The 19,653-nt window shown below is 71.2% G+C and carries 19 protein-coding genes; 4 read left to right on the forward strand and 15 right to left on the reverse strand.

From position 1 onward, the window contains the following. Positions 1 to 2 precede the first annotated feature (2 nt). Genes ccsB through hemL form a run of 6 tightly spaced genes read right to left on the reverse strand, consistent with a single transcriptional unit; the run spans position 3 to position 5,842 of the window. Positions 3 to 929: a c-type cytochrome biogenesis protein CcsB gene (gene ccsB / locus RT323_RS08035; protein ID WP_313406830.1), complete on the reverse strand. Its 927-nt coding sequence runs from the start codon at positions 927 to 929 to the stop codon at positions 3 to 5. Then, positions 926 to 2,506: a cytochrome c biogenesis protein ResB gene (locus tag RT323_RS08040; RefSeq protein WP_313406832.1), complete on the reverse strand. Its 1,581-nt coding sequence runs from the start codon at positions 2,504 to 2,506 to the stop codon at positions 926 to 928. Before RT323_RS08040 ends, ccsB begins: the two co-directional genes overlap by 4 nt. After that, the gene (locus RT323_RS08045; RefSeq protein WP_313406835.1) at positions 2,503 to 3,264 is read right to left on the reverse strand and encodes a cytochrome c biogenesis protein CcdA; all 762 of its coding nucleotides are present in this window, start codon (positions 3,262 to 3,264) and stop codon (positions 2,503 to 2,505) included. The genes RT323_RS08040 and RT323_RS08045 overlap by 4 nt, the downstream gene beginning before the upstream one ends. Further along, positions 3,261 to 3,848, reverse strand: a complete 588-nt coding sequence (locus RT323_RS08050; RefSeq protein WP_313406836.1) for a TlpA disulfide reductase family protein — start codon at positions 3,846 to 3,848, stop codon at positions 3,261 to 3,263. Before RT323_RS08050 ends, RT323_RS08045 begins: the two co-directional genes overlap by 4 nt. Further along, the gene (locus RT323_RS08055; RefSeq protein ID WP_313406839.1) at positions 3,845 to 4,495 is read right to left on the reverse strand and encodes a histidine phosphatase family protein; all 651 of its coding nucleotides are present in this window, start codon (positions 4,493 to 4,495) and stop codon (positions 3,845 to 3,847) included. The genes RT323_RS08050 and RT323_RS08055 overlap by 4 nt, the downstream gene beginning before the upstream one ends. 18 nt (positions 4,496 to 4,513) lie before the next feature. Then, the gene (gene hemL / locus RT323_RS08060; protein ID WP_396172155.1) at positions 4,514 to 5,842 is read right to left on the reverse strand and encodes a glutamate-1-semialdehyde 2,1-aminomutase; all 1,329 of its coding nucleotides are present in this window, start codon (positions 5,840 to 5,842) and stop codon (positions 4,514 to 4,516) included. An 83-nt stretch (positions 5,843 to 5,925) separates the two neighbouring features. On the opposite strand from hemL, the gene RT323_RS08065 reads away from it, so the two are divergent. Then, on the forward strand, positions 5,926 to 7,167 hold the full coding sequence (locus RT323_RS08065) for a hypothetical protein (protein WP_313406844.1): 1,242 nt from the start codon (positions 5,926 to 5,928) through the stop codon (positions 7,165 to 7,167). 3 nt (positions 7,168 to 7,170) lie between these two features. Here the strand turns inward: RT323_RS08065 and hemB are convergent, their stop codons facing one another. The 7 genes from hemB to RT323_RS08100 all read right to left on the reverse strand — a co-directional run bounded on the left by hemB (position 7,171) and on the right by RT323_RS08100 (position 14,829). Further along, entirely contained in the window at positions 7,171 to 8,133 is a 963-nt protein-coding gene (hemB, locus tag RT323_RS08070; RefSeq protein WP_313406847.1) for a porphobilinogen synthase, read from the reverse strand. A 126-nt stretch (positions 8,134 to 8,259) separates the two neighbouring features. After that, complete coding sequence (locus tag RT323_RS08075) at positions 8,260 to 9,903, reverse strand: uroporphyrinogen-III synthase (RefSeq protein WP_396172158.1); 1,644 nt, start codon at positions 9,901 to 9,903, stop codon at positions 8,260 to 8,262. A gap of 29 nt (positions 9,904 to 9,932) precedes the next feature. Then, positions 9,933 to 10,856, reverse strand: coding sequence for a hydroxymethylbilane synthase (gene hemC / locus RT323_RS08080; protein WP_313406850.1), 924 nt, complete (start codon positions 10,854 to 10,856; stop codon positions 9,933 to 9,935). Further along, positions 10,853 to 12,151 carry a glutamyl-tRNA reductase gene (locus tag RT323_RS08085; RefSeq protein WP_313406852.1) on the reverse strand — a complete coding sequence of 433 codons (1,299 nt, stop codon included), beginning with the start codon at positions 12,149 to 12,151 and terminating at the stop codon, positions 10,853 to 10,855. The genes hemC and RT323_RS08085 overlap by 4 nt, the downstream gene beginning before the upstream one ends. Positions 12,152 to 12,206: 55 nt before the next feature. Further along, positions 12,207 to 12,881, reverse strand: a complete 675-nt coding sequence (locus RT323_RS08090) for a redox-sensing transcriptional repressor Rex (protein WP_313406855.1) — start codon at positions 12,879 to 12,881, stop codon at positions 12,207 to 12,209. Between the two features lie 126 nt (positions 12,882 to 13,007). Further along, positions 13,008 to 13,268 (reverse strand): glutaredoxin family protein, encoded by a 261-nt coding sequence (locus RT323_RS08095; protein WP_313406856.1) that lies wholly within the window; start codon positions 13,266 to 13,268, stop codon positions 13,008 to 13,010. Between the two features lie 10 nt (positions 13,269 to 13,278). After that, the gene (locus tag RT323_RS08100; RefSeq protein ID WP_313406859.1) at positions 13,279 to 14,829 is read right to left on the reverse strand and encodes an AMP-binding protein; all 1,551 of its coding nucleotides are present in this window, start codon (positions 14,827 to 14,829) and stop codon (positions 13,279 to 13,281) included. Positions 14,830 to 14,882: 53 nt separating this feature from the next. On the opposite strand from RT323_RS08100, the gene RT323_RS08105 reads away from it, so the two are divergent. Beyond that, positions 14,883 to 15,770 (forward strand): HAD-IB family hydrolase, encoded by an 888-nt coding sequence (locus RT323_RS08105; protein WP_313406862.1) that lies wholly within the window; start codon positions 14,883 to 14,885, stop codon positions 15,768 to 15,770. Here RT323_RS08105 and RT323_RS08110 read toward each other — a convergent pair. Beyond that, positions 15,762 to 16,376 (reverse strand): TetR/AcrR family transcriptional regulator, encoded by a 615-nt coding sequence (locus tag RT323_RS08110; protein WP_313406865.1) that lies wholly within the window; start codon positions 16,374 to 16,376, stop codon positions 15,762 to 15,764. The genes RT323_RS08105 and RT323_RS08110 overlap by 9 nt on opposite strands. An 81-nt stretch (positions 16,377 to 16,457) precedes the next feature. On the opposite strand from RT323_RS08110, the gene RT323_RS08115 reads away from it, so the two are divergent. Together RT323_RS08115 and RT323_RS08120 are read left to right on the forward strand one after the other, a co-directional pair. Continuing rightward, positions 16,458 to 18,788 carry an MMPL family transporter gene (locus tag RT323_RS08115; RefSeq protein WP_313406867.1) on the forward strand — a complete coding sequence of 777 codons (2,331 nt, stop codon included), beginning with the start codon at positions 16,458 to 16,460 and terminating at the stop codon, positions 18,786 to 18,788. A 71-nt stretch (positions 18,789 to 18,859) separates the two neighbouring features. Further along, positions 18,860 to 19,231 carry a hypothetical protein gene (locus tag RT323_RS08120; RefSeq protein ID WP_313406869.1) on the forward strand — a complete coding sequence of 124 codons (372 nt, stop codon included), beginning with the start codon at positions 18,860 to 18,862 and terminating at the stop codon, positions 19,229 to 19,231. Positions 19,232 to 19,312: 81 nt separating this feature from the next. Here the strand turns inward: RT323_RS08120 and RT323_RS08125 are convergent. Next, positions 19,313 to 19,653, reverse strand: a 341-nt coding sequence (locus tag RT323_RS08125) for a sigma factor-like helix-turn-helix DNA-binding protein (protein ID WP_313406871.1), incomplete at its 5' end; no start/stop codon positions are given.

Raw genomic sequence — 19,653 nt, forward strand, 5'->3', positions numbered from 1 at the left:
GCTCAGGCGTAGCTGTGCTGACCCGAGACGAACAGGTTGACGATGTAGTAGCTGATGATGAACGTCACGAACCCGGCCAGCGCGAGGTAGGAGGCGCGGCGGCCCTTCCAGCCGGCGGTGACCCGCGCGTGCAGATAGCCCGCGTAGACGACCCACGTGATCAGGGCCCAGACCTCCTTGGGGTCCCAGCCCCAGTAGCGGCCCCACGCGAGGTGGGCCCAGATCGGGCCCGAGATGAGGGCGCCGAACGTCCACATCGGGAAGCCGAACGCGTTCACCCGGAAGGCGACGCGGTCGATGCGCGCGGACTCGGGGAACCGGCTCAGGACGGGACCGACGGTGCCGTTGCGCTCGGCGCGCTCCTTGACCAGGTACAGCGCAGCGGCGGCCGCACCCACCATGAACAGGGCGGCGGCGACCATGATCGAGCTGACGTGGATGTACTTCCAGAACGTGTTGAGCGCGGGCACGAGCGGCCCGGCGGGCGTGTAGCTGGAGATCGAGAGCGACAGGATGAACAGGCTGACGGCCAGCACGAGGCCGCCCATCCACTGGATCCGCGAGCGCCACACCAGGAAGAGGTAGACCGACAGCGCGATGGCCGTGCCGGTCACGCCGAACTCGTACATGTTGCCGAACGGGGCCCGCTGCGTCGCGAACCCACGCGTGACGGAGGCGCCGATCAGCAGCGCCGTGCCCAGGCCCGTCAGCGAGACGCCCACGCCGCTGAAGCGGTCGGCGACGCTCGGGTCGGCCGGGTCGCCGGCCACCGGGGCGGCGTCGACACCCACGGCCACGGACGTCCGGGCGGACGCCTCACGTCGGGCGGCGATCCACTCGGCGACGTGGCAGAAGAACGCCACCCACAGCACGACGAATCCACCGCCGGTCAGGTAGTTCGAGATCTGCGCCAGCTGGTCCGTGGTCATGGACGCTCCCTGCTTTCCTTGCCGTCTTCCAGTCCCGCGCGAAGCCGCGAGAGGAACTCGTCGAGATCGGCGGGCAGGTCGTCGCGCGGAACGCGATCGAGCGCGGCGACCTCCACCACGGTACGCGATCCGTCCCGGCGTGCGCGGATCCAGGTGCGCCGGGGCCGCACCAGCAGCGAGGTCGTCAGGCCGAGGATGCCCAGGCCCACGCCGAACAGCGGCAGCCACACGACGGGCGTGTGTCCGATCTGGAACCGGGCGAACTGGCGGAGCTCGACGAACTCGATCGTGCCGCCGCCGGGCAGGTCCTGGCTCTCACCGGGGCCGAGATCGACACGGAAGTTGCCGTCGCCGTCCTTGACCTGGGTCATGTTGGTGGTGTCGAGCGAGTAGACCGACTGGGCGACACCGTCATTGACGCCCAGGTCACCGACCCACATGTTCATGCCGATACGGGGGTTCAGCGCGCCGGGGAAGACCGAGACGGACGGCTTGGCGGGATCGGGGGAGAACGACGTCGGCAGGAAGAACCCCTGGAAGCCGATCTGCTCGCCGTCGGGGTCCGTCACCTTCATGACGCCGGTCGAGGTGTACGTGGGGTCCGCCGGCAGGAACGGGACGGCGCCGTCGAACACGACCTCGCCGGACTTGTCGGTGAACCGCAGGACCGGTGCGTAGCCCTGACCCACGAGGAACACGTCCTCGCTGCCCACCGAGAGCGGGTGGTTGACCTCGATCTCGTAGTCGCCGTCGTCCTCGGACCCTGCCTCGCGGTACGTGCCGGTGGCGCGGAACAGCTTGGGAGCCCCGCGCTGCGTTCCCTCGACGTAGAAGCGGGTCAGCACGTCCCCGAGCTCGATCGACCAGGGTTCGAGGTCGGTCTCGGCGTCGAACAGCGATCCCGAGGAGAACTCGTCGTACTGCGACAGGGTGTTGCTGAAGCCGCCGCCCTCGACGACGACCACGTTGCCGCGGTAGCCCCACAGGGCCCCGACCGCGACGCCGACGAGCGCGACGACGATGCAGATGTGGAAGACGAGGTTGCCCAGCTCGCGCAGGTAGCCCTTCTCGGACCGGAGCTCGGCGGTGTCGCCGTCCTCGACGACGTCGATCCGGGCGCGTCCGAGCGCGCCCCGGCCGGCGGCGACGACCTCGTCGACCGAGGCCGTGGTCTCGAACTGCGCGGAGGCGGGCAGCCGCGCGAAGTTGCGCGGCGCCCGCGGCGGGCGTGCCTTCAACGCCTGCGCGTAGACGCGCACGCGCGGCAGGATGCAGCCCACGAGCGAGACCATCAGCAGCAGGTAGATCGCACTGAACCAGACCGACGAGAAGACGCTGAACATCCCGATCTTCTCCAGCGCGGGCGCCAGCTTCGGGTGGTCGAGGTAATAGGCCTGGACCGCCTGCGCGTCGACGCCACGCTGGGGGATGAACGACCCCGGCACGGCCGCGACGGCCAGCAGCAACAGCAGCAGCAGGGCGGTGCGCATGGAGGTCAGCTGGCGCCACGCCCAGCGCAGGAACTCGATGGGCGCCAGCTCGGAGGCGCGATCGCCCTTCGTGCCGCGGGGGCTCACAGGGGCACCTCGAATCCACCGATCCAGTGCTGCAGCGATATGACCATGTCCTGCCACCAGCCCGTGATCAGCAGGACGCCCGTGACCACGAGGAGGGCTCCTCCGACGGCCGAGACCGCCCGCTGGTGCCGGCGGACCCAGCCCGTGAGGCGCAGGAACCGGCTGACGAACAGCGCGGCCAGCACGAAGGGCAGGCCGAGCCCGAGGCAGTAGACGAGGGTCAGCAGGGCGCCGCGTCCAGCCGTGGCCTCGTTGGCGGACAACGCCAGGACGGCGGTCAGGGTGGGGCCGATGCACGGGGTCCAGCCGACGCCGAACACGACGCCCAGCAGGGGCGCCGCCAGCAGGCCGACGCTGCGGACGCCGTGGGCGCGCACGTCTCGCTGCAGCAGTGGCACCCAGCCGACGAAGGCGATGCCCATGACGATCAGCAGGACGCCCGCGACGATCGAGATCTCGCGCTGGTACGGCAGCAGCTCCTGGCCGGCCGCGCCGAACAGGGCTCCCCCGGCGACGAAGACCGCGCTGAAGCCCAGCACGAACAGCAGGGCGCCCGCGACGATGCGACCGCGCCGGGCGCTCTCGAGCTCGGTGACCGCGACCCCCGAGACGTACGACAGGTACCCGGGCAGCAGCGGCACGACGCAAGGGCTGAAGAACGAGATCAGGCCCGCGAGCAGGGCGACGGGCACCGTGAGGACGAGGTTGCCCGACGAGGCCGTGTCGAGGAACCAATCGGTGACGTCGCTCCCGATCACTGGGTGCTCTTCTTGGTCTGGTCGACCAGACCGCGCAACGTGGCGTCGGTGACCTCACCCATGACCCGGGCGGCGACGTTGCCCTTCGCGTCGATGACCCACGTCGTGGGGATGGCCATCGAGGGCAGCGAGTCGGCGAACGCGGCCTGGTTGCGGCCCGCGGAGTCGTCGATGCTCGGGTAGGTGATGCCGGCCTTGGCGTTGAAGGCCCTCGCCCGGGCCGGGTCGTCCTTCGTCACGAGGCCGACGAACTGCACGTTCTGGTCGGCCAGTGCCGCCGAGGCCGCCTTGAGCTCCGGCGCCTCCTTGCGGCACGGGGGACACCACGAGCCCCACAGGTTGACCACGAGGACCTGGCCCTCGAAGTCCTGCGTGCTGATCTCGTTGCCGTCCAGGTCGGTGCCCGAGAGGACGGGGGCCGGCTTGCGCTTGCCCGGGTCCACGAACGTGATCTCACCGTCGCCGGCAATGAAGCCGTCGTCGCCCGTGTCCTCGATCCCGCCCGCGCAGGCCGAGAGGACGAGCGCCATGAGCGCCACCACCGCGAGCCGCGCCGGGCTCGTCGCTCGCCGCCGCTTGCTCATGCCCCGCCGACGAACTTGTTGCGCAGGGCGTCCGGGATGAGGTGGCCGGCCGGCTCGCTGTAGACCATGCCGACGAAGCGGTCGTCCTCGAACGTCAGCGTGGTGAGGCTGGCGAGGCTGCACTGGCGGTTGCGCGGGTCGTGCGCGAAGCGGCCCTTCTCGTAGGACTTGCGCGCGATCCACACCGGCAGCTGGTGCGACACGATCAGGGCCTCGTGGCCGCGGGCGGCCTCGCGCGCGTCGTCGATCGCCGGCAGCATGCGGCCGGCGATGTGCGCGTACGCCTCGCCCCAGGACGGGCGGAACGGATTCCACAACCACGGCCAGAAGCGCGGATTCAGGAAGGCCTTGGGACCGACGCCGACGGTGCGGCCCTCGAACTTGTTGCCCGCCTCGATGACCCGCTCGTCGGTGTGGATGTCGAGCTTGAGGATGTCGGCGACCGGGCGCGCGGTCTGCTGGGCACGCTCGAGCGGCGACGACACCAGGTGCGTGATGTCGTGGTGCTTCAGCGACTCGGCGACCGTCGCGGCCATCTCCTGGCCCAGGTCCGACAGGTTGTAGCCGGCGAGCCGTCCGTACAGCACCCCACCGGGGTTGTGGACCTCGCCGTGGCGCATCAGGTGGACGATCGTGCGGGTGCTCATCTGGGTTCCTTCGGTCTGTCAGCGGGCCGCTGCCGCAGCCGCCCGGGCCGCGCCGGGCAGGGCCTCGGCCAGTCTAGAGAGTGGTGCGGAGTCGAGGTCGGGATCGTGGGCCGCCGACACGAACCATGCCTCGTAGGCGCTGGGCGGCAGGTACACCCCTGCCTCGAGCATGGCGTGGAAGAAGGCGGTGTAGGCGACCGTGTCCTGCGACTGCGCGCCGGCGAAGTCGGTGACCGGGTCGGTCACGCCCCAGAAGACGCTGAACATCGTGCCGGCCGTCTGGACGACGTGCGGGACACCGGCGTCGGCCAGCGCCTCGGTGACCATCCCCTGCACCTGGCGCGAGGTCGCGGCGAGTCGCTCGTAGACGTCGGGAGTCGCCAGCCGCAGGGTGGTCAGGCCCGCCGTCGAGGCGACGGGATTGCCTGAGAGCGTGCCGGCTTGATAGACGGGTCCGACCGGCGCGAGCAGGTCCATGACGTCTGCGCGGCCGCCGAACGCGGCAGCGGGGAAGCCGCCGCCCATGACCTTGCCGAACGTCACGAGGTCGGGTTGCCAGCCCTCGACCCGGCCGTCGAGCTCCCAGTGCCCACTGCGCGCGGCGCGGAACCCGGTCATCACCTCGTCGCTGATGAACAGGGCGCCGTGCTCGGCGCACGTGCGGGCGAGGTGGGCGTTGAACCCGGGAGCGGGCGGGACGACGCCCATGTTGCCCGCGGCCGCCTCCGTGATGACGCACGCGATCTGGTCGCCGTACTCGGCGAAGGCCGCGTCGACGGCGGCCGGGTCGTTGTAGGGCAGCACGATGGTGTCGGCGGTGACGTGGGCGGGGACGCCGGGGGTCCCCGGGATGCCCAGCGTCACGACGCCCGAGCCCGCCTCGGCCAGCAGCGCGTCGACGTGGCCGTGGTAGCAGCCACTGAACTTGACGATGCGGTCACGGCCGGTGAATCCCCGGGCCAGGCGGATCGCCGACATCGTGGCCTCGGTGCCCGACGAGACCATGCGGACCCGCTCGACCGATGTCCGGCCCACGATCTCCTCGGCCAGCAGGACCTCCGGCTCGGCCGGCGTGCCGAAGCTGGTGCCGCGCGCGGCGGCGGCGGTGACGGCCTCGATCACCTCGGGATGCGCGTGCCCCAGCAGCATCGGCCCCCACGACCCGACCAGGTCGACGTAGCGGTTGCCGTCGGCGTCCGTCAGCCAGGCGCCCGACCCCGAGGCCATGAAGCGCGGGGTGCCGCCCACGGCGCGGAACGCGCGGACGGGCGAGTTGACCCCGCCCGGCGACACCTGCTGGGCCCGGGCGAACAGGCCCTCGGAGAACGGGATCGGCGAGACAGGCATGTGATCCATTGTGAACGAGTCCGCGGACAGTGGGTCACCGGCCACGGGTCTGCCTGTCTGCGGCAGCACTAGACTCACGCACGATGCCATCGAACGAGACAGAGCCGCCGATCGGATCGCGTGGCGTCCTGCTGCACGTGGGTCCTCACAAGACCGGCACGTCCGCGCTGCAAGGCGGGCTGGCGGCGTCTCACGACGTCCTGCTGCGTCACGGGGTCACCGTCGTCGGCACGACCGCCGAGCAGCATCACGCGGCCCGGGCGGTGACCCGGCACTCCAGCACCCGCGGCATGAAGCGGATCGACGACCGACACTGGACCGATCTGGCCGCCTCCGTCCAGCAGGTCCGGGGCCGCGCCGTGATCAGCAGCGAGCTCTTCGACGTCGCGACCGACGACGTGATCTCGCGCATCGTCGACGACCTGGGCCCCGATCGCCTGCAGGTCGCGGTCACGGCCGTCCCACTGTCGTCGCTGATGCCCTCGGCGTGGCAGCAGCGGATCCGCAGCGGCTTCACCGTCCCCCTGGACGACTGGCTCCGCGAGACGCTCGACGCCCATGGCCGGGACGAACCGGCACGGTTCTGGCGGCGCCACCGGCTCGATCACGTGCTCACCCGCTGGGCCGCGGCCATCGGCCCCGATCGTGTTCACCTCGTCATCGGCGACAAGGAGCGCAAGCGTCAGATCCTCGAGATGTTCGAGCAGCTCCTGGGCGTCCCCGACGGCACGATCGTGAACCCGGCGTGGAGCACGAACCGGTCCATGCGCCGCAGTGAGGCCGAGCTCGTCCGCCGCGTCAACACCCTCGCGGAGACGGCGAAGTGGAGCGCTGCGACCCATGCGAGGTTCCTGCGCATGGGCGCCAGCCACGAGCTCACCCTGCGCCACCGCCCCGGGCCCGAGGACCCGCCGATCAGCCTGCCCGCCTGGGCGCACGGCCAGGTCCACGACATCGCGGCCTCGATCGTCGAGGGCATCGAACGGTCGGGCGTCCACGTCATGGGCGACCTCGACACCTTGCTGGCCGCGCCGGCGCAGGTCGAGGATCCGCAGACCCCCGGCACCATCTCGATCGAGGCCGCCGCTCACGCCGTGATCGGGGCCGCTCGAGGCGGCGGGGCGGGAATCCTGCGCGAGAAGCACGTGGAGCCGGCTGACCTGCGGAAGTATCCGGGAGTCTCGAGCGCCACGACCGACCTGTTGAAGGACGAGCTGCGCCGCCGCGGCGACCTTCCCGAGCTCACGCAGTTGCCGTCGGACCAGTTGACGGCCGAGCTGCGCCGCCGCGCCAAGCGCCGCCTCCGCCGCGTGCTGGGTCGCTGAGCGTCAGAGTCGGCGGGCGACCTCGGCCGCCCAGTAGGTCAGGATGATGTCGGCGCCGGCGCGCTTGATGCTCACCAGCGACTCGTCGATCGCGCGGTCGCGGTCGATCCAGCCGTTCGCGGCGGCGGCCTCGACCATCGCGTACTCGCCGGACACCTGGTACGCGGCAACGGGCAGGTCCACGGCGGCGCGCACGTCCGCGATGACGTCGAGGTAGGACATCGCCGGCTTGACCATGACGATGTCGGCGCCCTGCTCGACGTCGAGCAGCGTCTCGCGCATCGACTCGCGCCGGTTGGCCGGGTCCTGCTGGTAGGTCCGGCGGTCACCCTGCAGCGACGAGTCGACCGCCTCACGGAACGGGCCGTAGAACGCCGAGGCGTACTTGGCCGCGTACGCCAGCACCACGACGTCGAGATGGCCCTCGTCGTCCAGTGCCTCGCGGATGACGTCGACCTGGCCGTCCATCATGCCGCTGGGGCCGACGACGTGGGCGCCGGCCTCGGCCTGCGCCACACCCATGCGGGCATAGATCTCGAGAGTGGCGTCGTTGTCCACCGCGCCGCGCTCGTCGAGCACGCCGCAGTGGCCGTGGTCGGTGAACTCGTCCAGGCACAGGTCGCTCATCACGAGCAGGTCGTCACCGACCTCGGCCCGTGCATCCGCGATGGCGAGGTTGAGGATGCCCTCGGGGTCGAGCGCGCCCGAGCCCTGCGGGTCCTTGTGCAGCGGGACACCGAACAGCATCACCCCGCCGAGGCCCAGCTCGACGGCCTCCGCGTAGGCGCGGCGGGCCGAGTCACGCGTGTGCTGGACGACGCCCGGCATGCTCGCGATCGGGCGTGGCTCGTCGAGGCCCTCGGCCACGAACATCGGCAGGACCAGCTGGGACGGCACGAGATGGGTCTCGCGCACGAGCCGGCGCATGGCCGCGGACGACCGCAGCCGGCGGGGACGCTCGATCATGCTTGCCTCCTTGGGGCGAAGTTTCCCCGGTTAAGCGGGGAATCCCTCACTTCACGAGGATCGCAACCCTCGTGAAGTGACAGGAAACCCACTTAACCGGGGAAACCGACAGCCAACGAACCGAGCTCAGGCCTTGCGGCGTGAGGACGGCTTCTTCTGCGACGGGCGCAGGACCGGCTCGCCGGCCTCGACGAACGTGGCTCGGCGCTGCTCGCCGAAGGTGGCCAGCGCGTCGGCCAGCTCCTCGGCGGACGGCCGCTCGGCCATGACGTCGACGCGCAGGCCGTGCTCCTCGGCCGTCTTCGCCGTCGCCGGGCCGATGCAGGCGATGATCGTCGTCGCGTGCGGCTTGCCGGCGATGCCGACGAGGTTGCGCACCGTCGAGCTCGAGGTGAACAGCACCGCGTCGAACTTGCCCGACTTGATCGCCTCACGCGTCGGCGCCGGCGGCGGGGCCGCCCGGACGGTGCGGTAGGCCGTGACGTCGTCGACCTCCCAGCCCAGCTCGACCAGGCCGGCCGCGAGGGTCTCGGTGGCGATGTCGGCGCGCGGCAGGAACACCCGGTTGATCGGGTCGAGCAGCTCGTCGTACGGCGGCCAGTCCTCGACCAGGCCACGACCGGACTGCTCGCCCGAGGGGACCAGGTCGGGGCGGATGCCCCACGTCTCGATGGCCTCGGCGGTCTTCTCGCCGACCGCGGCGATCTTGAGCCCGCTGAACGCGCGAGCGTCGAGTCCGTACTCGTCGAACTTCTCACGGACGGCCTTCACCGCGTTGACGCTGGTGAACGCGATCCACTCGTAGCGACCCTCGACGAGACCGCGCACGGCCTTGTCCATCTGCTGCGGGTTGCGCGGCGGCTCGACCGAGATCGTCGGGACCTCCTCGGACACGGCGCCGTACATCCGCAGGCGTGCCGCGAGCGACTCCGACTGCTCCTTCGTGCGGGGCACGAGCACGCGCCAGCCGTAGAGCGGCTTCGTCTCGAACCACGACAGGGCGTCGCGCTGGGCGACGACCTCGCCGACCACGACGATGGCCGGGGGCGCCATCTGGGCGGCCGACGCGTCGGCGGCGATGTCGGCCAGCGTGGACACGACCGTCTCCTGACGCGTCGTGGTGCCCAGTCGGGTCATCGCGACCGGCGTCTCGGCGGCGCGGCCGTTGGCCATCAGGCCCTCGGCGACCTCGCCGATGCGGTTGACGGCCGAGAGCAGGACGAGCGTCTCGTGACGCGCGGCCTCGCTCCAGTCGATCGTCGCGTCGCCGACGCTGACGACCTTGAACTCGCGGTGCTGCTTGTCCGTCAACGGGACGCCGGCGTAGGCCGGGACCGCGGACACCGACGAGACGCCGGGGACGACCTCGAAGGAGATGCCCGCCTTGGCGCAGGCCATCGCCTCCTCGGGTCCGGTCGCGTAGGTGAACGGGTCGCCGACCATGAGGCGGACGACGTGCGCACCACCCTTGGCGTGCTTGACGACGAGCTTGCCGCGCGCGGCGTGCGTGAGGATCTCGCCGGCGGCGTTGTTGCCGCCGTCGACGACCTCGGCGCCGTTCGTGACGAGCGCCTGTTGCTCAGGCGTCTCGACGATGACGACGTCGGCCTGGGCGAGCAGCTCGGTCGCACGGACCGTGAGCAGACTGGCATCGCCGGGACCTGCGCCGACGAAGCTCACCCGACCGAGGGCGGGAGTCGGGGACGCTGCGGCGGGGGCGGTGGAGGTGGGAATCGCTGAGGTGGTGGTCACGCTCTTCCTTGCTTTCATCTGGTGCAGAGTCTCGTGGGGATCGATCGTCACGGTGCTGTCACCGATCCCATGATCCGATCGGCGCCGTCGGACAACAGCTCCTCGGCCAGCCGACGCCCGAGGGCGGCGGCGTCACCGGGAGCACCGGAGGCGGATCGCCTGATGGTGGGTGCGCCGGAGATGTCTCCGACGACCGCGCGCAGCCAGAGTTCGTCGCCGTCGTCCCCCCAGACGACGTCGGCGAGGGCTCCGACGGGCGCGCTGCACCCGGCCTCAAGGGTGTTGAGGAGGGTGCGCTCGGCCGTGACGGCGACCCGGGTGTCCGGGTCGTCGAGCACGCCGAGCAGTCGAGCGGTCGCGTCATCATCGACGCGGCACTCGCACGCGAGGGCTCCCTGGCCGGGAGCGGGCAGCATCTGGATCGGGTCGAGGACCTCGGTGGCCTCGTCCGCGCGACCCAGGCGGAGCAGTCCGGCGCGGGCCAGCACGATGGCGTCGAGCTCGCCGCTGGTGACCTTCCGGATGCGGGTGTCGACGTTGCCGCGCAGCTCGGCGATCTCGATGCCGAGACCGAGCGCGTTGAGCTGGCTGACCCGCCGGGGGCTGCCGGTGCCCACGCGAGCGCCACGGGGCAGCTCGCCCAGGGTGAGTCCGTCGCGGGCGATCAGCACGTCGCGGGGGTCCTCGCGGCGCGGCACGGCGCCCAGCAGCAAGCCGGGCGCGGGCATGGTGGGCAGGTCCTTGAGGGAGTGGACCGCGATGTCGACGGTGCCGGCCTGCAGTGCTTCGCGCACCGCCGCGACGAACACGCCGGTGCCGCCGATCTGGGCCAGCGGAGCATCGGAACGGTCGCCGAACGTCGCGATCTCGACCAGCTCGAAGTCGATGCCGTGGGCGGCGCGCAACTGCTCGCCGACCCACGTGGACTGCGTGGTGGCCAGGGCGCTGGCACGGGTGCCGATGCGGATCACGAGGCGTCACCTCCGGGGTCGGTGACGGCGCTGACGGCTGCCGGATCGAGCCGGAACAGGTGTGCCAACGCGTCGGCGTACGTGAGGTTCTCGGGGCCCTCGACGAGCTCCTTGACCCGCACGGTGGGCTGGTGGATCAGCTTCTCGGCAACGCGGCGCATCGCGCGGCGGACCTCGTCGAGCGTGGCGCCGTCGAGGCCGGACAGGCGCGACTCGAGGCGAGCCGTCTCGGAGCTGACGACCTCGGTGGCCATGCTGCGCAGCGCGACGACCGTGGGCGTGACCTTGGCCTGCTGGCGGGCGGCCAGGAACGTGCCGACCTCGGACTCGACGATCTCTCGGACCTGGATGACGTCCGCCGCGACCGAGTCGGCGGCGGCGCGTGCGGCCAGCACCTCGAGGTCGATGACGCTGACGTGCGCCAGGTCGCGCACCTCGGGGGCGACGTCGCGAGGCAGGGCCAGGTCGATCACGGTGAGCGGACGGTCGCCGGCCGTGGCCCGGCCGATGCGGTCGGCATCGAACACGACGCCGGTGGCGCCGGTGGACGTGATGAGCACGTCGGCGGCCGCCAGCTCGACGTCGAGCGACTCCCAGCGGACGGCGCTGACGCCGAAGCCGGCGACCAGCTCGAAGGCGCGCTGGTAGGTGCGGTTGGCGACCCAGATCCGCGCCGGCTCGATGCCGCGCTCGATCAGGGTGCGCACGGCGAGCAGGCTCATCGTGCCGGCGCCGGCGATCAGGAATCGGGCCCCGGGCGCGTCGATCGCGCCGTTGGCGGCGTCGAGCGCAGCGGTGACGATCGACGGCGCGAGCTGGTCGATGTCGGTCTCGGCGTGGCCCCGCTTGCCGATGCGCAAGGCCTGCTGGAACAGGGCGTTCAGGCTGGTGCCGACGGTGGACTCGGCCTGGCCGCGGTGCAGCGCGTCGCGCACCTGGCCCAGGATCTGGCTCTCGCCCAGGATCATCGAGTCCAGGCCCGCGGCGACGCGGAAGAGATGGGCGACCGCGGCCTCGTCGTAGTGGACGTACACGTGCGGCAGGATCGCGTCGCGGTCCGTGCCCGAGCGATCGGCGAGCAGCTGCGCCAGGTCCTCGACCGAGCCGTGGAACCGGTCGGCCTCGACGTACACCTCGACGCGGTTGCAGGTCGAGATCACGGCCGACTCGCTGATGGCGGGGACGTCGAGCGCCTGGTGGGACAGCTTGACGGCCGCATCCGTGTCGAGTGAGACCTGCTCGAGCAGGTCCACCGGGGCGGACTTGTGGGACAGGCCCACGACGAGAACGCTCATGACTGCACCTCCGTCTGGGAAGGGCGCAAGGTCGTCGCGGTGATACGTGCGGTCCTCATGAGCCGACCACCACCTCGGCGGTCGTGTCGACCTGGCGGCGATGCGCGTGGTAGCCCAGGATCTGCAGCTCGGCCGCGACGTCGACCTGGCGCAGGTCGACCTCGGCGGGCACCTTGAGCGCGGTCGGGGCGAAGTTCAGGATGCTGGCGATGCCGGCGGCGACCAGCTCGTCGGCGACGCCCTGGGCGGCGCTCGGCGGGGTTGCGATGATGCCCAGCGAGATCTGCCCCGAGGCGATCACGTCGGCGAGGCGGTCGATCGACTGGACCTCGTGCCCGCCCACGACGGTGCCCACCAGGGCGGGGTCGGCGTCCACGATGGCCGCGACCTTGACGCCGCGAGCGCTGAAGCCCTCGTAGGCGGCCAGCGCGGTGCCGAGGTGGCCGGCGCCGACGATGACGACGTCCCACGGCTGGGTCTGGCCGACGACCGTGGCGATGTGACCGGCGAGGAAGCGCACGTCGTACCCGACGCCGCGAGTCCCATAGGAGCCCAGGTGCGACAGGTCCTTGCGCACGATCGCGGAGTTGACACCGGCCGCGGTGGCCAGGTGCTCGGACGAGCAGACGCCGGTCCCCTGCTCTGCGAGTTCGTCGAGAGCACGCAGGTAGAGCGGGAGCCGAGCGACGGTGGCGTCGGGGATCCCAGCCGGGCTGCGAAGAATGGTCACGATGCTCCTGCGCCGCGGAATGACGGGAATTTCTGGCCGCAGCGCGTGTCCACTCTACGAGTTTGGGAAGCCGTTCACAAAATCGTCACTTTTCGGCAACCCCCGCCGGGCGTGTCGACCGGGGCGTCAGCCGCGGGCCAGCGCCGCACGCAGCCGGGCGGGGTCGACGCGCCAGAAGTCGTGCTGCCGGCCGTCGACGAAGGTGACCGGCACCTGGTCGGTGAACGCCTGCCTCAGCTCGGGATCGGCGTCGATGTCGACGCGCGCCCAGTCGTCGCCGGTCTCTGCCACGACCTGCGCCACGACCTGCTCCGCGGCCTCGCACAGGTGGCATCCCTCGCGGGAGTAGACGACGACGCGCGCGTCGCCGGCGTGCGGGACGCTCATGCTCGCTCGCTCATGACAGCTCGGCCTTCGCGAGAGCGCGAAGGCGCCCCTTCGCGACCTTGCCCGTGGGCGAGTGCGGCAGTGCCGCGACCACCAGGATCCGGGTCGGCACCTTGAACCGGGCCAGTCGCTCGGCCGCCAGGTCGCGGACCGCGGCCTCGACGGGGGCGGGATCGGTCTCGGGGTCCTCGGGCACGACGAACGCCACGACGGCCTCGCCCGTGTGGTCGTCCGGCACGCCGATCACGGCCACCGCGGCGACGCCGCGAGCGTCCACGATGGCCTCCTCGACCTCGGACGGGTAGACGTTGAACCCCGAGACGATGACCGTCTCGCGCAGGCGGTCGACCAGCATGAGGTTGTCGTGCTCGTCGCGCAGGCCCACGTCGCCCGTGGCCCACCAGCCGTCCTCGTCCGGGCCGTCGGCGCCGTCGGGCCAGTAGCCCGAGAACAGGTTGGCGCCGCGGACCCAGATCTGGGCCGGGTCCCCCGGTGCGGCCTGCTGGCCGAGGAAGTCGCGCAGCTCCAGCTCCACGCCGGGCAGGGGGCGGCCGACCGATCCGGGCGGCGGAAGCTCGCCGGGAGCCCGCCCGTCGGCGACCGTCGTGGTCAGCACGGGCGCGGTCTCGGTCAGGCCGTAGCCCTGCTCGACCCCGTGGCCGGAGAGGTCGTGGAACGTCCGCGCCAGCTCGGGGTCGAGGGCCGAGGCCCCCGAGACGATGATGCGCACGCCCGCGAGCGCCTCGCGCAGCCCGTCGACGCCGACCCACGCCGAGATGACCGGCGGGGCGACCGGGACGTTGGTGACCTCGCGCGCGGAGATGACGGTGAGCAGCGCGGCGGCGTCGAACTCCTCGATCAGCACGACGGTCGCGCCGACGCGGACCGACAGCGACAGGACGCAGTTGAGGCCGTAGACGTGGAACATCGGCAGCAGCCCCAGCACCACGTCGTCGGGCGTGATGACCGGCGGCGACTCCAGCTGCAGGAGCTGGTCGAGATCAGCGGTGAGCGCCCGGTGGGTCAGCATCACACCGCGGGGCAGGCCGGTCGCACCGGACGTGAAGAGGACGACGGCCAGGGACTCCGGGTCGAGCGGTGCGACCGGAGCGCTGTCGACGGCCTGGTCGAGGAGGGCCCCGAACCGCAGCTCGCCCTCCTCGGGCGCGGCGCGATGGACCACGATGAGCGAGTCGCCCGTGTCGGCAGCGCGCACCTGCGTGATCGACTGGGCGTCACCCACGACGATCTTGGGCGCGCAGGCCGCGACCATGCGCGAGATCTCGCGCGGGGTGGCACGTGGATTGATCGGCACGGCGACCATGCCGCCGCGCAGCACCCCGTAGTAGGCGACGGCGAGATCGATGCCGTTGGACATCACGAGCGCGACGCGCTGACCAGCCAGGACCCCGCGACCGAGAAGTGTCTGGGCGACCCGGTCGGCCCACTGGTCGAACTCGGCCCACGTCACCTCACGGTCCGAACGCGGTTCGACCAGAGCGATTCCCTCGGGGTCACGACGCGCGATGTCGCGCAGATCGTCACTCACGTTGACGGCCATGGCGTCGAGTCAACCACACGGTCCGACCGCGTTCCGTCGTTACAGTGAACCCCATGTCGCCGCGCCCGCCCGCAGAGTTGCCGCACAACCTGCAGTCCCGGTCGATCCTCGCGGGCCAGGCGGCCGCTGCGGCTGCCGAGGTCGAGCAGGCGCTGGCCCAGCCACCCGACCCCACTGCTGCCGCGTTCTTCGACGTCGACAACACGATCATGCAGGGGGCCTCGATCTTCCTGCTCGCCCGCGGGCTGCACCGGCGGAAGTTCTTCTCGACGCGCGACATCGCGCGGGCCGCCTGGCAGCAGGCGTATTTCAAGTACGTGGGTGTCGAGGACGCCGACCACATCGAGCAGGCGCGCACGGCCGCGCTGCAGTTCATCGCCGGCCACGAGGTCAGCGAGCTCGAGGAGATCGGCGAGGAGGTCTTCGACGAGTACATGGCCGAACGGATCTGGCCGGGCACTCGCGCCCTGGCGCAATGGCACCTCGATCGTGGCCAGCGGGTCTGGCTCATGACGGCAGCCCCGGTCGAGATCGCGCAGGTCATCGCGCGGCGGCTCGGCCTGACCGGCGCCCTCGGCACCGTCCCCGAGCACGTCGACGGCGTGTACACCGGCCGGCTCGTCGGCGAGATGCTGCACGGCGGGAGCAAGGCCATCGCGGTGCGGGCCCTGGCCGAGTCCGAGGGACTCGACCTCGAGCGCTGCTACGCCTACTCCGACTCCTCCAACGACATCCCCATGCTCTCGCTCGTCGGGCACCCCTGCGCCGTCAACCCGGACGGGACCCTGCGATCGCACGCGAAGGCCAACGGCTGGCTGATCCGCGACTACCGCACGGGGCGCAAGGTGGCGTCAGTCGGCGCGAAGGCGGCTGTGGCCGGCGCGGTCGCGGGTGCCGCGTGGTGGATTGGCCACCGACTGCGCCGCCGTCGGTCAGTCTGAGATCGGCGGCTGACGGCGCTCCGGGGGAACCGCGAGCTGGTCGTAGTCCTCGTCGGTCAACGACGGCAGCGGACCTGCTCCGTCCGTGGACAGCGCGGGCAGGAGCATCGCCAGGTAGCGGCGTCGCACCGTGGCCGAGGAGACCGGTGCGTTCAGGCCCAGCACGAACATCCGCAGCAGCCAGTAGATGTCGACCGGCTCGAGGTCGGGACGCAGGACGCCGTCCTGCTGACCGCGACGCAGGAGGTCGACGAAGGGATCGGCGAGGTCGCTGAGCGCCTCGTCCGTGACGTGGCTGAGGCCGACCTCCCCCAGGACGGGCGTGTAGCGGCTGATGACCTCGACGAACCGCGCGGCGACCTCGAGCAACTCGGCGTCCTCGGCCTGAGCGCCCTCGACGAGCGGCATGAGCTCGTCGGCGAAGATCCGGCCGAAGGCGGCGCTCTCGAGCGCCGCTCGGTTCGGGAAGTGGCGGTAGACGGTGGCGACGCCGACGCCGGCCCGGCCGGCGATCTCCTCCATGGAGGGAGCGGCCTGGTCGCGCCAGAGCTCGCGGACCGCCTCGATGATCCGCTCGGCGTTCGCGCGTGAATCACGTCGTGACATACGTCTCCCGCTCCCGTCTGGTCTCGTTTCGCCCTCCATCCTACGATGTGAGAGTCAACTATCACTTCGTGAGGAACACCTGTGTCGACTCTCCTGTACCGCTGGGGCAAGACCGCCTTCGCGCACCCCTTCCGCTTCCTGGGCGCCTGGCTCGTCCTGCTCGTCGTGATCGTCGGCTCGATCGCCGTGAACGCCCCGAAGCTGAGCAGCGAGGTCACGATCAACGGCGTCCCCGCGCAGAACGTGATCGAGCAGCTCCAGGACGAGATGCCCGCCGCTGCCGGCGGTGCGGGCCAGATCGTCTACGAGGCGCCCGAAGGTGGCACCTTCTTCGACGAGCAGCTCTCGGCCCCGCTCGCGCAGTCCATGGCGGCGATCTACGAGGACGAGTACGTCGTCAACCCGATGGAGCTCGTCGGCACTGCCCAGGACCAGGCCGCCGCGCAGCAGCAGGTCGCCGGGCAGGTGAAGGCCGCGGAGCAGGCGCTGGCCGCCGCGCGCGCGGGTCAGCCGCTGGACCAGCCGGTCCCCCTCGTCGTGCAGGGCGAGCTCGTGCCGGGTGTCACCATCGCTCCTTCCGGCGATGTCGCCATGGCGCAGTTCCAGTTCACGAAGCAGACCACCGACCTGCCCGCCGGCGTCATCGAGGAGCTGGTGGACGCCGCCGAGGCGCCGGTGGACGCCGCCGACATCGAGGTCCTGCCGGGCGCGGCCCTGCAGGAGCTGCCCGAGGTGGTCGGCATCGGCGAGGCCATCGGCATCGTCGTCGCCGCCGTCGTCCTGTTCCTCGTGCTGGGCTCCGTCGTGGCCGCCGGGCTGCCGCTGCTGACCGCCCTGCTCGGCGTCGGCGTCGGCGTGGGCGGCGCCTACGCGCTGGGGCACTTCTACGACCTCGGATCGATGAGCGTCGTGCTGGGCCTCATGCTCGGACTCGCAGTCGGCATCGACTACGCACTGTTCATCGTCAACCGCCAGCGCCGCCTCATCATGCGTGAGCGACTGAGCGCCCACGAGGCCACCGGCCGCGCCGTGGGCACCGCCGGCAGCGCCGTGTTCTTCGCCGGCACCACCGTCGTCATCGCGCTGGCCGCCCTCGTCGTGATCGGCATCAGCCTGCTGACGACGATGGCCATCATCGCCGCCGCGACCGTCGCGGTCGCCGTGGCCGTCGCGCTCACGGCGCTCCCGGCCCTGCTCGGCCTCGTCGGCGAGCGCATCGTCTCGAAGAAGGCCCGCGAGAAGTTCCAGGAGCGCGAGTCGCGGGGCGTCGACCACGCCACCGCGCGCCGCTGGGCCACCTTCCTGTCGAAGAACCGCTTCATCGCCGCCGGAGCCGTCGTCGTCGCGACGCTCGCCATGGCGATCCCCGCCCTGGACATGCGCATGGGCCTGCCGTCCGGCGAGAACTACAACTCGGGCACGGACCAGCGCGAGAGCTACACGGCCGTCAGCGATGCCTTCGGGGAGGGTCTCAACGGGCCCCTGCTCGTCGTCCTGTCGTCGCAGTCGGACCAGCCCGTCGACGAGCGCGCCGCGGGCGCGGTCGTGGCGGAGCTCGGCGAGGTCGACAACGTCGCCTCGGCGACCGCGTCCGGCATGAGCGAGGACGGCCGCACCGTGCTGGTCTCGGTCGTCCCGACCGAGGGCCCGACCGACCCCTCCACCGAGACGCTCGTGCACGACCTGCGCGACCTGTCCAGCGGCTTCGCCGAGAAGTACGACGTCGACCTCGGCGTCACCGGCCAGACCGCCATGGGCATCGACATCGCCGAGAAGATGAGCGAGGTCATGCCGATCTACCTCGGTATCGTCATCGTGCTGTCGCTCATCGTGCTCACGATCGTGTTCCGCTCGATCATCGTGCCGCTCAAGGCGACAGCCGGCTTCCTGCTGACGATCCTGGCCACCCTGGGCGCCACCACCGCGGTGTTCCAGTGGGGCTGGCTCAACAGCCTGTTCGGCCTGGACTCCACCGGACCGGTGATGGCGCTGCTGCCGATCCTCGTGACGGGCATCGCGTACGGCCTGGCCATGGACTACCAGGTGTTCCTGGTCTCCTCGATGCGCGAGTCGTGGGTCCACGGCAAGTCCGGCCGTGAGTCCGTGATCGACGGCTTCGCCCACTCGAGCCGCGTCGTCGTGGCCGCGGCGATCATCATGACGGCCGTGTTCGCGGGCTTCATCTTCAACGGTGACCCGATGATCAAGCAGATCGGCTTCGCCCTGGCCATCGCGATCGCCATCGACGCGTTCCTGGTCCGGATGACGTTGGTGCCGGCGCTCATGGCGATGTTCGGCGACCGCGCCTGGCGCCTGCCGGCCTGGCTCGACCGCCTGCTGCCCGACCTCGACATCGAGGGCGACCAGCTGCTCAAGCGCCTCGCCGCCAAGGAGTCCCGAGACGCGATGTAACGCGGGCGCTCTCCTGTGACATGTGAAGGGTGTCAGCAGTCATGGACTGCCCGCTCATCCAAGGAGATCGCATGAACAGCAGCGCTCGCATCAGCGCCGTCGTGGCCGGACTGGCCCTGACACTCGGCCCCATCACCGCCCCGGCCCAGGCCGATCCGCCGGCGACGACACCGTGCGCGAACCAGTCCGCCCAGGTCGAGCGCGCCGAGGCCCAGCTGGAGAAGGTCACCGCCGTGTTCCTCAAGCAGCAGGCCAAGGTCAGGAAGACCGCCAAGAAGGTCCGCCAGGCCGACACCGCGGCCGAGAAGCGTGTCACGAAGAAGAAGCACAAGGCCGCCAAGGAGCGCCGCAACGAGGTCAAGAAGAACAAGCGCGCCCAGGTGCAGCGCGTCGCCAAGGCACAGGAGCGCCTGGCGAAGTGCCTGGCCAACCAGCCGAGCTGATCGCGAGAGCGCGTCAGCTCGCCTCCGAGGGAGGCAACGGGTCGGTCCTCCCGCATGGGGGTGGACCGGCCCGTTTCGTCGTCAGACCCCTGCGATCTGGCCCGGAAGCGGGCCGACCGACGGCCGGGTCGCCTGCCGCCTGAGCCGTCGCAGCCCCCGGTGCCGCGCCACGCGAAGCGCCACCGGCGTCACGCCGACCACCTCGGCTGCCGTCGCGATGTCCATCCCCAGCCCGTCCACCAGTCCGACCGCAGCCCGCTCGCGCGCCGGCAGGTAAGCCAACGCGGCGCGCAGCCAGGCCCGCTGGGCGACGGCGACGCCATGATCGGGCACCGTCGTGCCGAGGTCGAGCACGTCGGTCGGGCGGGTGTCGCGCCGTTGCGCGGTCCGTCGCGAGTTGGCGCTGATCCGCCGCGCGATCG

Origin of the sequence: Aeromicrobium sp. (assembly GCF_032084975.1) — a bacterium.
Classification (GTDB): Bacteria; Actinomycetota; Actinomycetes; order Propionibacteriales; family Nocardioidaceae; genus Aeromicrobium.

Excerpts from the sequence above, each read along its gene's own strand:
- RT323_RS08075 (WP_396172158.1), bottom strand. The coding sequence starts at position 9,903 with ATGAAAGCAAGGAAGAGCGTGACCACCACCTCAGCGATTCCCACCTCC.
- RT323_RS08105 (WP_313406862.1), top strand. The coding sequence starts at position 14,883 with ATGTCGCCGCGCCCGCCCGCAGAGTTGCCGCACAACCTGCAGTCCCGG.
- RT323_RS08110 (WP_313406865.1), bottom strand. The coding sequence starts at position 16,376 with ATGTCACGACGTGATTCACGCGCGAACGCCGAGCGGATCATCGAGGCG.
- RT323_RS08085 (WP_313406852.1), bottom strand. The coding sequence starts at position 12,151 with ATGAGCGTTCTCGTCGTGGGCCTGTCCCACAAGTCCGCCCCGGTGGAC.
- hemB (WP_313406847.1), bottom strand. The coding sequence starts at position 8,133 with ATGATCGAGCGTCCCCGCCGGCTGCGGTCGTCCGCGGCCATGCGCCGG.
- hemL (WP_396172155.1), bottom strand. The coding sequence starts at position 5,842 with ATGCCTGTCTCGCCGATCCCGTTCTCCGAGGGCCTGTTCGCCCGGGCC.
- RT323_RS08050 (WP_313406836.1), bottom strand. The coding sequence starts at position 3,848 with ATGAGCAAGCGGCGGCGAGCGACGAGCCCGGCGCGGCTCGCGGTGGTG.
- RT323_RS08095 (WP_313406856.1), bottom strand. The coding sequence starts at position 13,268 with ATGAGCGTCCCGCACGCCGGCGACGCGCGCGTCGTCGTCTACTCCCGC.
- ccsB (WP_313406830.1), bottom strand. The coding sequence starts at position 929 with ATGACCACGGACCAGCTGGCGCAGATCTCGAACTACCTGACCGGCGGT.
- RT323_RS08120 (WP_313406869.1), top strand. The coding sequence starts at position 18,860 with ATGAACAGCAGCGCTCGCATCAGCGCCGTCGTGGCCGGACTGGCCCTG.
- RT323_RS08065 (WP_313406844.1), top strand. The coding sequence starts at position 5,926 with ATGCCATCGAACGAGACAGAGCCGCCGATCGGATCGCGTGGCGTCCTG.
- RT323_RS08055 (WP_313406839.1), bottom strand. The coding sequence starts at position 4,495 with ATGAGCACCCGCACGATCGTCCACCTGATGCGCCACGGCGAGGTCCAC.
- RT323_RS08100 (WP_313406859.1), bottom strand. The coding sequence starts at position 14,829 with ATGGCCGTCAACGTGAGTGACGATCTGCGCGACATCGCGCGTCGTGAC.